The following is a 14,072-nucleotide window of genomic DNA, read 5'->3' on the forward strand; positions in this document are numbered from 1 at the left end:
AAACTCTCGAAAAAAAATAATAGTCTCATAAACTGTGACCTCCTATTCTCAGGGAGAAAATCATGTCTAATAATCTTATTTTTTACACTAACCCCCAGTCACGTGGATGCATAGTGCGCTGGATGCTGGAAGAGCTAGGTTTATCGTATCGCACAGAGGTACTTGAGTACGGTGAATCCATGAAAACGCCCAAATACTTGGCAATTAATCCAATGGGTAAGGTGCCAACTCTGATTCACGGTGAGAGAATCATTACAGAAGCGGCGGCTATTTGTGTTTACCTGGCAGAAGTTTTTGGCAATGCTGAACTGGCCCCAAAGAATGATGATGAGAAAGCCAGCTACTACCGTTGGATGTTCTTTGCATCTGGGCCCCTGGAGTCGGCCGTTGTGAACAAGCATATCTTTGGAGAGGATGCTAGTGCAGACAAGCAGCAGATGCTCGGTTACGGAACTTACCAATTGGCACTGGATACTCTCTCTGAATTGATAAAAGCCAATGACTATATTTTGGGTGATCGGTTTACAGCGGCGGATGTATATATTGGCTCCCAACTTGCTTGGGGCATGCAGTTTGGCACCATTGAGAAGCGAAAAGAGTTTCAGGAGTATGTTGAGCGCTTGTCTAAGCGCGAGGCTTTTCAGCGTGCTCATGTTCTTGATCAAGCACTGTTGGAAGAGGTTGGTGAGGCCTAGCTGAAATATCTCTAGTCAATATTAAAAGCCCCGTTTACCGGGGTTTTTTGATCTTGAGTTTTAAATCCGAAGATACTTGTTTGACGTACAAGTGCATCATTATCTATCTGTGACTATTTACCATTCACGTTGAATTTATTCATGCTTATTTCAATCCCTCATTCGCTTTAGTCCGTGACCTCCCTTAATTTCAAAACAGCTACTCTATCTATAAGACGTTTCTTTCCACGATATGATGATTATATTTCTAATTCTTCTTACTGAATGAGTATTGATAGCGACAAACCCAAGAGTGAGCGGGCCGTCTTGCGTGAGCAAATGGATGCCAGCCTGCATGAATATGAGCGCCAGAGTCGCTCTTTATTATTGTCATCTGTTGCCGCAGGATTGGAGATAGGCTTCAGTTTTTTCCTGATGATGGCGTTGTTTAGTTGTTTTCATCAGGAATTGGGAAAACCAGCGTTGCACCTTGTGTTGTCATTGAGCTATCCCGTTGGTTTCATCCTAGTCATTATCGGTCGAACAGATCTTTTTACTGAGCATACGACTCTTGCAATTCTTCCTGTTGTGGATAGAAGACAGCGGTTACGGGATTTAGGGCGTATTTGGGGATTAATTTATCTGGGCAATATGATTGGTGCTTTTGTATTTGCACTTATGCTGGTGAGTTATGCCTTGGTCAGCCAAAACATTATTCAGGCGGGGTTTGATTATTATGGGCAGAAGCTCATTGATGAAAGTAATGTTGCGCTGTTTCTAGGGGCGATTCTGGCCGGGTGGCTGATGGGATTGCTCGGTTGGTTGGTCTCATCCAGTACGGATACGATTGGCCGAATAACTGTTATTGCCATAGTGACCTTTGTTATTGGCCTGGGAAGCTTGCCGCATTGTATTGCGGGAGCCGTAGCCATCTTTAGTGCCTGGATAGGTGGAGCAGGAGTTGTTGATTTGATAGAGCTGCTGCGCTTTCAACTCATTGCCACTTTGGGTAATACCTTTGGTGGAGCGGTGTTTGTAGGGCTGTTGAAGTATGGCTATATCACCAATAATTTGCCTTGATTGATATGTGTATCTCCTAATTGAAGCTGTATGGGCACCCAGAGGCCTTATTCCTAAGGCTAGTGCAAATAGCGCCCGGCAGTTACTGCCGGGCTATGGGCTAGGGACACAACCTGGTTATTAGTGTACCCAGTGGTGGCGCTCCATTTTCTCCTGCAGTGCTTCCGCAGTTGGTGCGGGCATGGCGCTGATAGGGAGGCGCTCGTGGAAGAATGCCAGACGTTCGCCAGCACCCATTTCGTTCATGGTTTCCGCCTCAAACACTCGGCCGTTGATCACCGTATAGGTAATGTTCTCCGACAGGCGCAGGTTGTCCAGGGGGTTACCGTCGATCACGATCAGGTCAGCCAGTTTACCCGCTTCGATGCTACCGACATCGCCGTCCATGCCCAGGTAGCGCGCACCGTCAATGGTGCCTGCGCGGAAGGCCTCCCAGGGTGTAAAGCCGCCCTGCTCCATCATCCACAGCTCCCAATGCGCACCTAGGCCTTCACGCTGGCCGTGGGCGCCGATATGTATGGTGACGCCCTCGTCGCGCAGCTGCTTGGCCTGGCGTGCAACATTAAAGTGGTTGTAGTGGGCATCCGGCGCAGTGGGGCGGCGGATAGAACGAGGGTTAACGATAAAGTCCGGGGTAAAGCGGGTCAGTCGCTCGTTTTTCCATACCTCGGTGCGGTCATACCAGTACTCTTCACCCCAGAGGCCGCCATAGGCCACTACGAAGGTCGGTGTATAACCAACCTGAGTTTGGCTCCACAGCTGCTCCACATCACTGTAGACATTGGCAATTGGTAGGGAGTGCTCGATGCCGGTGTGACCATCCACAATCATATTCATATTGTGTTGATACTTACCGCCGCCTTCGGGCACTACCATGATGCCGGCTTCGCGGGCTGCCTGCAGTACCTGTTGGCGTTGGTCGCGGCGGGGCTGGTTGTAGCTTTTCACCGAGATGGCACCCATTTCCTTGAGACGGTTTACGTGGAATTGGGCATCTTCCAGGGAGTTGATCTTAGCTTTGTAGCCCGGACCTTTAGCACCGTAAAGAATGGTGCCAGTAGAGAAGATACGCGGTCCGGTAATCAGGCCTGCCTTTTGCATTTCTGCGGCGGAGAAGATCTCGCTGCTGTCATTGGAGGGGTCGTGAATCGTGGTTACCCCAAATGCCAGGCTGGAGAAAAGGTTCCAATTCTGCTGCGGAATAATCTCTTCGCGCCCCTGGGCGCCATGAGCATGGGCGTCAATCAATCCCGGTAGCACGGTTTTTCCGGTTACGTCGATGCGCTTCGCCTCAGGGGGAATTTTCACTTCCGCAGCGGTGCCCACGGCGATAATGCGGTTACCTCGAAACAGTACAACGCCATCATCGATAATTTCGTGGGTGTTCTCCGCATCGCGCATGGTGACCACCTTACCGCCGGTCAGGGCGACGAGGCCAGCGCGATTGTCAAAAGCCTGCTCAAAGCTCAGGTTAATACCTTCGGAAACGGGTTCTGGCAGTTCCTCTGGGGCACCGGCGACAAAGCTAAAGGCATCTTTCAAATCGCGCTCGAACAGCTTGGGTCCGTGAGCCCAGCCCAGGGTGTTGCTATCGGCGGACCAATGTAGATATTCACCGGCGCGCTTAGACACCTGGGTGACTTTAACCGCCTTGCTATCGGGGCCGATAACCTCAGACTTGCCGGTGTGCATAAACGGAGCGACAAAGGCTTTGAAGTCCTGGGTAAAGGCGACCCATTTGCCGTCGGGGGATAAGCGAAAGGAGGTGATCTCGGCGCCGTACAAATGCTCGCGTTCGTCTTTCCCTTGGAGATTTGTACTCTTTAGCACACGCTTGCCGCCGTCAGCGTATTGGTACTCGGAGAAATAGAGGCGATCTTCACTGGCACCAAAGTGAGGCTCATAACCGGACTTTACTACCCGGCGCTGCCAGTCGCCGTCGGCGTCTGCCAAGTAGATACCCGGCTCTAGGGAGTACTCGGGGCTCAGTAGATAGCCGCCGGTAAAGCGGCGGTAAGCCACCATGTTGCCGCTGGGAGAGAAACCAGGTTCAACGTATAGGCCGGGCTGTTTGGTAATGTTCTTGCCGTGACCGTTGCGGGCGGAAACCACGCGTACATGGCCTAGTTTTTGGTCATCCCAAGTGACGTAGGTGATTTTGCGACCGTCTCGGGACCAGCTGGGGTAGAATTCAAAGTGGTCATTTTGACGGGTCAGGCGGCGGCGCTCACCGCTATCGATATCCTGAATATAAATCTTACCCAAAGCCTGGAAAGCGACCTGCTTGCCGTTGGGAGATTTTTGCGCCCAGCGAATCATCTTCACATCGAAGGTTTCCGGGGCCACCTCCACCGGGAAGCGCACCGCATCGGCGACCTGTTTCTCGACCTGCACATGGGCTTCAATTGGCGCGACGCTGTCACCATTTATTGAGATGCGCAGAAATTTGCCGCCGGTCCATACGATCAGTGATTCGCCATCGGGCATCCAGTCGTATTGCACATAGTTCCCGTGCGGGCCGAATATTTCTTGCAAGTCGCGTTCAAGGCCGGCATAGACAGGTATTTCAAGGCCGGTTTCCAGGTCTTTCAGGAACAGAGAGGTCCGATTGTCCTGACGGCGGATAAAGGCAAGTTTGCTGCCATCTGGTGAGGGTACCGGAGCGATTGCACCGCCGGGACCGGAGATAAAGATCTCCTCTTCACCGTCCTGCAAGTCGTAGCGATTGATCGCAAAAATCTCCTGGGTAGAGTTTTTGTTGTATTCCCAAACTGTACCTGGAGTGGTATCGATGGAGTAGTAGACGTAGCGTCCATCCGGTGAGAAAGCCGGGTCTCCAATATTTTTCTGGGCGATATCGCCACCGATGCGCTCTTTCAGTTGTCGCCCTTCACCTCCACCGTAGTGGTACATCCAGATTTCCCCAGCGGGAATGCTGCGCTCGGACATAAAGCCTTTGCGTGCCACCAGATATTGGCCATCGGGGCTCCAACTGGGTGAGTGCAGCAGGTTCTCCTTTTCGGTAGTGAGCTGGCGAAGGTTGCTGCCATTGCGATCCATCAGCCAGATATTGTCGGCGCCATCGCGGTCGCTGATAAATACGATAGTCTTGCCATCTGGGCTAAAGCGCGGCTGCATGTTCCATGCGATTTCATTGGTCAGGGCTACCGCCTCACCGCCAGCGACAGGCACCGTGTAGATATCGCCAAGCATATCGAACAGGATGGTTTTACCGTCCGGGCTGATGTCCAGGTTGCTCCAGGTGGTCTCGTGGGTGTCCAGCTGGATCGGCTTGAATTCGTAGGGCGGCCTGTTGATATCCCAGGACTGCTCTTTCTGCTTTTCTTCCTGCGCTTCCTGTCCTTTTGAGACTTCCTCTGTCACCGCTAATACTCCTGCAGGCAGGGACAGCGCCAGAGCTGCCAGTGCCAATAGAGTGCGGAGTGGTTTTTTTTGATCGATCTTATTCATGGGCAAATCCCCCCACCGCATTCTTCTGCGCTGGCTCTTACTGTTCTGTTGTAGTGGGTAATGTACTGATTTTCAGGGGGGTTAAATTACCGGTATCGCGGTCCGGCGGCAATCGCGATGAGCTGGGCGACAAGCTGTCACCTCGGGTTGAGTTAGTCGGGGCGAGTGGCCACAATGCTGCCAATTTTTAGAAATTTAGTGGGACTTAACACCAATATGACTATCGACGTTGTGATTTTAGCCGCGGGCAAAGGCTCCCGTATGCGATCTGACCTGCCCAAAGTGCTGCACCCGATTGGCGGAATTCCCATGTTGGGGCACGTGATTGAGACAGCGCGGCAGTTGCAGGGCGTCGAAATTACCGTAGTCATCGGTCACGGTGCAGATCAAGTGCGGGAGCGTTTTGCCGACAGCGGTGTGAAGTTTGTTGAGCAGACGGAACAACTAGGTACAGGTCATGCGGTGGCGCAGGCGATTCCCCAGTTCCGTGAGGAATCCACTGTGTTGGTGCTCTACGGGGATGTGCCGTTGGTCAGGGTGGGCACTTTACAGTCCCTGCTGTCGGCAGCGGATCATGGCCCCGCCCTACTCTCAGTAGAAATGGCCAACCCGGCAGGCTATGGGCGCATAGTGCGCGATGATAGTGGTCGTGTGCAGGCGATTGTCGAAGAAAAGGATGCCGATGCCGATACACGGGCTATCCGCGAGGTGAACACCGGTATCCTGGCAGCGCCGGCAGATTTACTGGCGCGTTGGTTGCCGGAGCTGTCTTGTGACAATGCTCAGGGCGAATACTACCTGACCGATGTCATCGCCCGTTCGGTCAGTGAGGGTATTGCGGTGACGGGCGAACGCGCCAGAGACACGCTGGAGGTGGCTGGCGTGAACAGTCGTGCCCAGCAGGCGCAAATGGAGCGAGCCCTGCAACACACCCGTGCAGTGGCATTGATGAATGCCGGAGTTACCCTGCTCGATCCGGCCAGAATCGACATCCGTGGCAGCCTCGAATGCGATACCGATGTCTCTATTGATATCAACTGTATCTTCGAAGGGAAGGTCTCTCTGGGTAAGGGAGTACAGGTTGGCCCCAATTGCCTGCTGAAAGACTGCCGCTTGGCGGATGGCACTCGTGTGGAGGCCAATTCGGTCATCGAGGGTGCCGATGTAGGTGAAGCCTGCACTATAGGACCCTTCGCCCGCCTGCGCCCTGGTACTGAGCTGGCTAATGGGGCCAAGGTGGGTAATTTTGTCGAAACCAAAAAGGCCAAAGTGGGGGCCGGTAGCAAGATCAACCACCTTTCTTATGTGGGAGATTCGGTCTTGGGTGAGTCTGTGAATATCGGGGCCGGCACTATCACCTGTAATTACGATGGTGTGAATAAGTCTCTCACTGAAATTGGCGACGGCGCTTTTATTGGTTCCAACACGGCCCTGGTGGCCCCGGTGAAAGTTGGCAGCGGAGCCACGGTCGGGGCGGGTTCCACCATCACCCGGGAAGTGGGTAGTGAGGAGCTGGCCGTGGCGCGGGGCAAGCAGCGCAATATCACCGGCTGGCAACGCCCGATAAAGGGAAATTAGGTTTTACCATTCCTATATTGAACCCGCTGGAAAAACGAATTCCGGCGGGATTTCACACCTCCCACCCGGTGGGATAGCTCCTTTCCATTAAACTTGCGCTTCGGGAACAAAAGGAATGGCCCGATGCATAAGCCCAGAATGCAGCTGCTCGCCAGCTTCGATATCGCCTCTTTACAGTATCTGGATGAGTCAGGGCAAACCACTCAGGCGCTGCCCGACTTCGCCACCCCGGATACACTGGTTGCCCTATACCGGCAGATGACCCTGGCACGTATGGTGGATGATCGCGCGGTGAAGATGCAGCGTACCGGTCAGCTCGGTACCTACCCATCCAGCCTCGGACAGGAAGCCATTGGTGTGGGAGTAGGTGCCGCCATGGCAAAAGAAGATATTTACTGCCCCAACTACCGGGAAACCGGCGCCCTTTTGGAACGCGGTGTGCGCATAGAGGAAATCTACGCTATTTGGGGGGGAGATGAACGCGGCCAGAACTATCGCCATGCGCGCGAAGACCTGCCGCTAAGCGTACCGATAGCGACACAGATGCTGCATGGCGCCGGTGTTGCCTTTGCCCTCAAATATAAACACGAGCAATTGGGCGAGCCCATTCGCGCTGCGGTTACCAGTGGCGGCGACGGCGCCACCTCCAAGGGAGATTTTTATGAGGCTATCAACCTGGCGGGGGATTGGAAGTTACCGTTGGTGGTAGTGATCAACAACAACCAGTGGGCGATTTCCCTGCCCCGCTCCGGGCAAACCGCTTGCAAAACCCTTGCACAGAAAGCGATTGCCGCAGGAATTCCCAGCTTGCAGGTGGATGGCAATGACGTGATCGCTGTTTACCAAGCCGTTTTAGAAGCGTTGCAGCAGGCCCATGCCGGCGGCGGCCCCTCGCTGATTGAGGCGGTAACTTATCGCCTGTGTGATCACACCACAGCCGATGACGCCAGCCGCTACCAACCACAGGAAGGGCTCAAGGAGGCTTGGAGCAAAGAGCCGCTGAGGCGGTTGAGAACCTATTTGGAAGGGCTGGGAATCTGGGGAGATGCACAGGAAGAGGAATTGCAGCGGGAGTTAAGAGAGATCCTGGAGGAGGCCGTTCGCGTGTATCGGCAAACGCCCCGGGATACGCCCACGGCTATTTTTGAGCATCTCTATGAAACATTGCCCGAGGCCTTCATCGAGCAATACCAGCAATTGCAGGGGGACAGCTGATGGCGCAAATCACCCTGGTGGAAGCGATTACCCAGGCCCTCGCCTTTGAAATGCAAAGAGATCCCAAGGTAATCGTCTTCGGTGAGGATGTCGGGTTAAATGGCGGCGTCTTTCGCGCTACCGATGGTCTGCAAGCGCGTTTTGGCCGTGAACGGGTACTGGATACACCGTTGGCAGAAAATATGATCGCTGGAATTGCTGTCGGTATGGCCACACAGGGACTGCGACCAGTGGCAGAGTTCCAGTTTATGGGTTTTATCTACCCCGCCCTCGATCAAATCCTCAGCCATGCCGCGCGCTACCGCAACAGAACCCGGGGGCGGCTGTCCTGCCCTGTTGTCTATCGGGCACCTTATGGCGGTGGTATCCATGCGCCGGAACACCACTCTGAGAGCACCGAGGCACTGTTCGCCCACATCCCCGGTTTGCGTCTAGTGGTGCCCTCCTCTCCGGCGCGGGCCTACGGCCTGTTGCTGGCAGCGATTCGCGATCCCGATCCGGTTGTCTTCCTCGAACCCAAGCGGATCTACCGTGCGGTGCGTCAGGAGGTTGTCGACAGTGGCGAGGCACTTCCTCTGGACCGAGCTTTCGTCCTGCGTGAGGGCAGCGATATCACCCTGATCGCCTGGGGGGCCTCTCTGAAGGAAGCCCTACAGGTTGCCGAGGAGTTAGCCACGGAAGGTATCGAGGCCGAAGTGATAGACCTCGCTACCCTCAAACCCCTGGATATCCACACCATTATCGATTCTCTGGAAAAAACCCATCGCTGTGTCTTGATACATGAAGCTGCACGCTTTTGTGGCCTGGGTGCGGAAGTGGCCTCGCAGATCAATGAATACGCCTTCGACCTGCTGCACGCCCCGGTGCAGAGAGTAACGGGCTTCGATACGGTGATGCCCTACTTTCAGCTTGAGGGGGCCTACCTACCCGGTGTGCCGCGGATTATGACGGCGGTGCGCGAGGTACTCGAATACGCCAGTGGAGGGGTGGCATGAAAATTTTCACTTTACCGGATCTCGGTGAGGGCCTGCCCGATGCGGTAGTGCGGGAGTGGCATGTACACGAGGGAGATGAAATTGCCGCCCACGAGAGTCTCGTAACTGTCGAAACTGCCAAAGCGCTAGTGGAAGTGCCCGCTCCTTGGGGGGGTAAGATTGAAAAACTCTTCGCGCAGCCGGATCAAACCGTCAATGTGGGCGAACCCCTTGTGGGCTTTGCCGCTGAAGGCAGTACGCAAGAGGCCTCGCAATCAGAGGTGCCTGCTGAAGCTACTTCTCCCAGAGAGGCCGTCATTGCGGCAGAACCAGAAGAGGAAAAAGTGTGCGGCGCGTCGGCACCTAATCGGGCGTGGGCCGATAGTGGGACTGTCGTGGGCAAGTTGGAGCAGGGAGAGGATGTCCTCGACGTTGAACAGGATTTCAGCGAGGCCCCCAAACGGCTGGCAACGCCCTCGGTTCGCGCCCTGGCTCGGCGCCTGGGAGTGGAGTTGGAAAAACTCTCTACGGATGGAAATTTGGTCACTGCGGCACAGGTACGCGCTGCTGCGGAGGCTAAATTTAGCGCTGTGGAAAAAACTCCTGAGCAAGCGCAGCAAATACGGTCTTCAGGGCCGTTGAAGGAATTAGCAACAACCCAAGAGCCGGGGGAGATTATGACACCGGCACGGCGTGCCATGGGCATATCCATGTGCCGTGCCCGGGATCAGGTTGCACAGATTACCCTGTGTGACGATGCAGATATTTCCAGTTGGTGGGGCAGCGCCCCGGCGCTGTTGAAATTAATTCGCGCTGTGCAGTCTGCCTGTATTTCGGAGCCTACCCTTAACGCTTTTTTCCAGGATGATCAGCTGACGCCTCAGAAGTCGGTCAATATCGGATTGGCGGTGGATTCTCCTCGCGGCCTGTATGTTCCAGTTCTGAAAGATGTGGCCGCCCGGTCGGATAAATCCTTAATGGCCCAAGTGGCCGATTTTAAACACCAGGCCCGGGAAACTGGCATTGCCCAGAGTGACCTACAGGGTGCAACCATTCTCTTATCCAATTTTGGCACTATCGCCGGTCGCTATGCGACACCGGTCGTGCTGCCGCCAACAGTGGCAATTGTCGGTGCTGGCAGGGTTTGCCAGGGCGTCGTGGTGATAGACCGCTGGCCGGCGATGCGGCCCCTACTGCCTCTCTCCATCAGTGCGGATCACCGCGCGGTAACCGGCGGTGAGTTGGCACGTTTTCTCAAGGCGATGCTATCTGCCCTTTCAGCTTAAGACCGTTTAAGAGCTCGCAATAGCTATCTTGGTCGTATCCTGCTTGGCCGCAGGGCCTTTATTTTTCTGAAATCATTGTGGGAAATTATCTTTCATTTTGCTATCTTTAAGTTTCGAAACGAAAGTTAATTGGTTATGTCGAAACGTAATACACAACAGCGCCGCCATGGCATTCTGAGTCTTTTGAATGAGACCGGGGAGGCGAGTGTCGAAGAATTGGCACGACGTTTCGAAACTTCAGAAGTTACGATTCGAAAGGATCTCACTGCGATGGAAAACCACGGTCTGCTGTTGCGCCGCCGCGGTGGTGCCATACCGGTACCGCAAGAGTTGGTGGTGGAGGAAGGTCCATCGGAAGTTAAACGCGCTATTAGTCGCGCCGCTGCAGCCCTGATCCCAGATCATCATCGAATAGTCATCGACTATGGCCGTACCACTGCAGCGATGATTCCCGAGCTGGAATGCAAGCGGGGTCTGGTAGTCATGACCAATTCCCTACATGTGGCAAACGCCCTACGGGAGCTGGAGAACGAACCAACCCTGTTGATGACTGGAGGCACCTGGGACCCTCACTTCGAAGCCTTTCAGGGCAAGGTAGCAGAGCAGGTATTGCGCGATTACGACTTCGACAGAGCTTTTATTGGTGCCGATGGCATAGACCTGGAGCGCGGGACCTGCACCTTCAACGAGCAGATAGGTCTTTCCCGGGTAATGGCGGAAGTTGCACGGGAAGTGGTGGTGCTAGCGGAGTCCAGCAAGGTCGGCAGGCGAATCCCTAATTTGGAACTATCCTGGGGCCAGGTCGATGTACTGGTGACGGATTCCGGACTGGAAGAGCACGCGCGCCAGCAATTGCAGGAGCTGGGGGTGCGGGTCATCTGCGCATCCACAAGCTCTGTTGTTGGCGGTTAGCGAAAGAATAAACAAAAGATTTTTAGGAATTGCGAGGAGAAAGATATGTGTGGAATTGTTGGGGCACTAGCCCAGCGCAATGTGACCGGTATCCTTCTTGAGGGCCTGCGCCGCCTGGAGTACCGAGGCTATGATTCAGCGGGCGTCTGTCTACGCGGTGATGATGGCCAGTTACAGTTGCGCAAGAGTGTGGGAAAGGTTGCTGACCTAGAAGCCAAGCTGGAAGCAGAACCCGCTGGGGGACACCAGGGAATTGCCCATACCCGCTGGGCGACTCACGGAGTGCCTTCGGACGCAAACGCCCATCCCCATATGTCCGGACATATCGCTCTGGTGCATAACGGTATTATTGAAAATCACCAAGCACTGCGCGAAGAGTTGCAGGCCAAGGGTTATGAGTTCGCTTCGGATACCGATACCGAAGTGGTGGTTCACCTGATCCATTCCCTCAGCGGAGAGGGACTGGGCTTAGTGGATGCGGTGAGTAAAGCTACCAAGATGCTGGAGGGTGCCTACGCCCTAGCCGTTATCAGCAGCGAAGAGCCAGAGGTCCTGGCCTGTGCACGCTATGGCAGTCCCTTGGTTCTGGGTGTTGGTATTGAGGAAAACTTTATCGCCTCGGACCCGATGGCCCTGCGCCAAGTGACCGATCGCTTTATTTTCCTCGAAGAAGGTGATGTGGCAGAGGTGCGCCACAGTGGCATTTCGGTCCGTGATAAGAAAGGTGAAGAAGTCAGCCGCCCGGTGCATAAGCTCGATTCCGGCCATGACGTGGCCGATAAAGGCCATTATCGCCACTACATGCAGAAGGAAATCTTCGAGCAGCCAGAAGTCGTAGCGGCAACCCTGGCTGGGCGTATTGGTGATCACACGGTCTTACCTCAAGCTTTGGGTAATCGCGCACTTGAGATATTGCCCAAGGTGAAGCAGGTGCAGATCGTCGCCTGTGGTACCAGTTACCATGCGGGCATGGTTGCACGCTATTGGCTGGAAGACTGGGCGGGCGTTCCCTGCTCGGTGGAAGTGGCCAGCGAAATCCGCTATCGCAAGACGGTTGTCCGCCCCGGCACTTTGTTCGTGACTATTTCCCAATCTGGTGAGACCGCGGATACCCTGGCGGCATTACGCCAGGCCAAAGAACTCGGCTACTTGGGTTTTATGACGATCTGCAATGTGCCCAACAGCTCCCTGGTGCGTGAATCCGAGCTGTCTCTGATGACGGAGGCGGGACCTGAAATTGGCGTGGCTTCCACCAAAGCCTTTACTACTCAATTGGTGGCTCTGCAGCTGTTCAGTCTTGCCCTGGCCAAGGCCAATGGGCTCCCTAGTGAGCGCGAGGCAGAGCTGGTAGATGCTTTGCATCAGTTGCCGCAGCTGATGGAAGAATTTACCGAACTCGATAAGCTGATTCAGCACACCAGCGAGGCCTTTGCCGAGAAGAACCATGCGCTGTTCCTGGGTCGCGGTGTCGAGTTTCCCATTGCCCTCGAGGGCGCTTTAAAACTCAAGGAAATCTCCTATATCCACGCGGAAGCCTACCCGGCCGGAGAGCTTAAGCACGGCCCGCTGGCCCTGGTGGATGCGGACATGCCGGTGATTGTTGTGGCCCCCAATGATGAGCTGCTGGAAAAGCTGAAATCTAATTTACAGGAAGTGCGCGCCCGCGGTGGCCAGCTGTTTGTCTTTGCACATCCCGAAGCCGGTTTTTCCAGTGAGGAAGGGGTTACTCTGGTTGAAGTACCGGATTGTCCTAAGAGTCTTGCTCCTATCCTTTACACTGTGCCCTTACAGTTACTTAGCTATCACGTTGCGCTTTTTAAAGGCACTGATGTGGATCAGCCAAGAAACCTGGCAAAATCGGTTACGGTCGAGTAATTCTGTAAAGCCATGGATGGTTTATGTGGATTGACAATAAAGTATCATACTAAACATTAAAGCATCATACTTTTACAGCAATCTGAGCTATGCTGAATGCAACAAGCGTAGCTTGGATGCTTTAAATGAATAAATTCTTTTCCTTCTTATCCCCCCACCCTAAAGAAATCAGTGAACTCCTAGAGTCTGCCATTATAAAACGGCTTCAAAAGAAAAGCGTGTCCAAGGCTTTGTCAAAGATTAAAAATCCCTTTTGACCGCTCTGGATGTCCTTAGCAGAGGCAAGGTCCATCGACAGCCTGCGCTGACACATAATCGTCTAGTCCACTTATTTCTTAGCTAGAGTGCTGGCTTTTTTCATATTCGGCTAGCAAGCCATCGTCAGTGATATTCGGGAACAGTTTCCTCTCGGCCCTGAATCAACCATTGACTTAGGAAGCTTCTGATCAAGGCAGGGGGTATAACAGACGTCGATAATCTTGATCCGTCAGAGAAGATTGTATTTCTTCAAGAAAAATTGCAGAAACTGAATGAGACACATAGTTGGTAAATTGAGAGAAAGATAGGTGATTTGCCTAAATCTGTTCTCGTTCTCAACATTTGGTTGTCGGTATGCCCCCCTGCTTTTGTTGTGCTGTGATTGCAAGAGATAGACCGAATTCTTTTCAACTACTGGAAAGTGAGTTAAAGAATAAAAATAAAAAAGATGGGACTAAAGAAAATGAAAGTCTTTCGACGTTATTTTTTCGGGCATGTGGATTTGAAATGATTTCCTGACATATTGCTGTCGAATTTTTAGAGGACCCAGGTTGGGCAATTTAAGCCCTACTTGATGTGGTTTGACTCTAAAAAATGAATGCCTTTAGGGCATTGATTATGCTGCAAGAAAATTACTCATCTGAATAAATTGATCCAGAAAGTGTTGAGTAAATCTTGTTTGGATTTGGTTTTGTGTCAATTTATTCTAACCTGTCTTTTGTGTTAAAAAGTCTTATTTTTCAATGTGG

General features: G+C 53.4%; 9 protein-coding genes. 8 read left to right on the top strand and 1 reads right to left on the bottom strand.

The window, feature by feature from the left end:
* Positions 1 to 62: 62 nt before the first annotated feature.
* Both LC073_RS04450 and LC073_RS04455 read left to right on the top strand, forming a co-directional pair.
* A complete protein-coding gene (locus LC073_RS04450; protein WP_226643939.1) occupies positions 63 to 695 on the top strand; it encodes a glutathione S-transferase family protein in 633 nt (210 codons plus the stop codon).
* Positions 696 to 959: 264 nt separating this feature from the next.
* Entirely contained in the window at positions 960 to 1,754 is a 795-nt protein-coding gene (locus LC073_RS04455; protein ID WP_226643941.1) for a formate/nitrite transporter family protein, read from the top strand.
* Between the two features lie 120 nt (positions 1,755 to 1,874).
* Here LC073_RS04455 and LC073_RS04460 read toward each other — a convergent pair whose 3' ends face one another.
* Complete coding sequence (locus tag LC073_RS04460; protein ID WP_226643943.1) at positions 1,875 to 5,225, bottom strand: amidohydrolase family protein; 3,351 nt, start codon at positions 5,223 to 5,225, stop codon at positions 1,875 to 1,877.
* A 174-nt stretch (positions 5,226 to 5,399) separates the two neighbouring features.
* Here LC073_RS04460 and glmU point away from each other — a divergent pair, with 174 nt between their 5' ends.
* The 6 genes from glmU to glmS all read left to right on the top strand — a co-directional run bounded on the left by glmU (position 5,400) and on the right by glmS (position 13,065).
* On the top strand, positions 5,400 to 6,803 hold the full coding sequence (glmU, locus tag LC073_RS04465; protein WP_226643946.1) for a bifunctional UDP-N-acetylglucosamine diphosphorylase/glucosamine-1-phosphate N-acetyltransferase GlmU: 1,404 nt from the start codon (positions 5,400 to 5,402) through the stop codon (positions 6,801 to 6,803).
* A 123-nt stretch (positions 6,804 to 6,926) separates the two neighbouring features.
* On the top strand, positions 6,927 to 8,018 hold the full coding sequence (gene pdhA, locus LC073_RS04470) for a pyruvate dehydrogenase (acetyl-transferring) E1 component subunit alpha (protein ID WP_226643949.1): 1,092 nt from the start codon (positions 6,927 to 6,929) through the stop codon (positions 8,016 to 8,018).
* Positions 8,018 to 9,013, top strand: a complete 996-nt coding sequence (locus LC073_RS04475) for an alpha-ketoacid dehydrogenase subunit beta (protein ID WP_226643951.1) — start codon at positions 8,018 to 8,020, stop codon at positions 9,011 to 9,013. The genes pdhA and LC073_RS04475 overlap by 1 nt, the downstream gene beginning before the upstream one ends.
* Positions 9,010 to 10,278 carry a dihydrolipoamide acetyltransferase family protein gene (locus LC073_RS04480; protein ID WP_226643953.1) on the top strand — a complete coding sequence of 423 codons (1,269 nt, stop codon included), beginning with the start codon at positions 9,010 to 9,012 and terminating at the stop codon, positions 10,276 to 10,278. Before LC073_RS04475 ends, LC073_RS04480 begins: the two co-directional genes overlap by 4 nt.
* Before the next feature lie 135 nt (positions 10,279 to 10,413).
* Complete coding sequence (locus LC073_RS04485) at positions 10,414 to 11,190, top strand: DeoR/GlpR family DNA-binding transcription regulator (protein ID WP_226643954.1); 777 nt, start codon at positions 10,414 to 10,416, stop codon at positions 11,188 to 11,190.
* 45 nt (positions 11,191 to 11,235) lie between these two features.
* Positions 11,236 to 13,065, top strand: a complete 1,830-nt coding sequence (gene glmS, locus LC073_RS04490) for a glutamine--fructose-6-phosphate transaminase (isomerizing) (protein ID WP_226643956.1) — start codon at positions 11,236 to 11,238, stop codon at positions 13,063 to 13,065.
* Positions 13,066 to 14,072: the final 1,007 nt, after the last annotated feature.

It is taken from the genome of Microbulbifer variabilis, from assembly GCF_020524905.1.
Taxonomy (GTDB): domain Bacteria; phylum Pseudomonadota; class Gammaproteobacteria; order Pseudomonadales; family Cellvibrionaceae; genus Microbulbifer; species Microbulbifer variabilis_A.

Bases quoted from the DNA above. Each gene is read 5' to 3' on its own strand.
- LC073_RS04450 (WP_226643939.1), top strand. From the start codon at position 63: ATGTCTAATAATCTTATTTTTTACACTAACCCCCAGTCACGTGGATGC.
- LC073_RS04455 (WP_226643941.1), top strand. From the start codon at position 960: ATGAGTATTGATAGCGACAAACCCAAGAGTGAGCGGGCCGTCTTGCGT.
- LC073_RS04460 (WP_226643943.1), bottom strand. From the start codon at position 5,225: ATGAATAAGATCGATCAAAAAAAACCACTCCGCACTCTATTGGCACTG.
- glmU (WP_226643946.1), top strand. From the start codon at position 5,400: ATGCTGCCAATTTTTAGAAATTTAGTGGGACTTAACACCAATATGACT.
- pdhA (WP_226643949.1), top strand. From the start codon at position 6,927: ATGCATAAGCCCAGAATGCAGCTGCTCGCCAGCTTCGATATCGCCTCT.
- LC073_RS04475 (WP_226643951.1), top strand. From the start codon at position 8,018: ATGGCGCAAATCACCCTGGTGGAAGCGATTACCCAGGCCCTCGCCTTT.
- LC073_RS04480 (WP_226643953.1), top strand. From the start codon at position 9,010: ATGAAAATTTTCACTTTACCGGATCTCGGTGAGGGCCTGCCCGATGCG.
- LC073_RS04485 (WP_226643954.1), top strand. From the start codon at position 10,414: ATGTCGAAACGTAATACACAACAGCGCCGCCATGGCATTCTGAGTCTT.
- glmS (WP_226643956.1), top strand. From the start codon at position 11,236: ATGTGTGGAATTGTTGGGGCACTAGCCCAGCGCAATGTGACCGGTATC.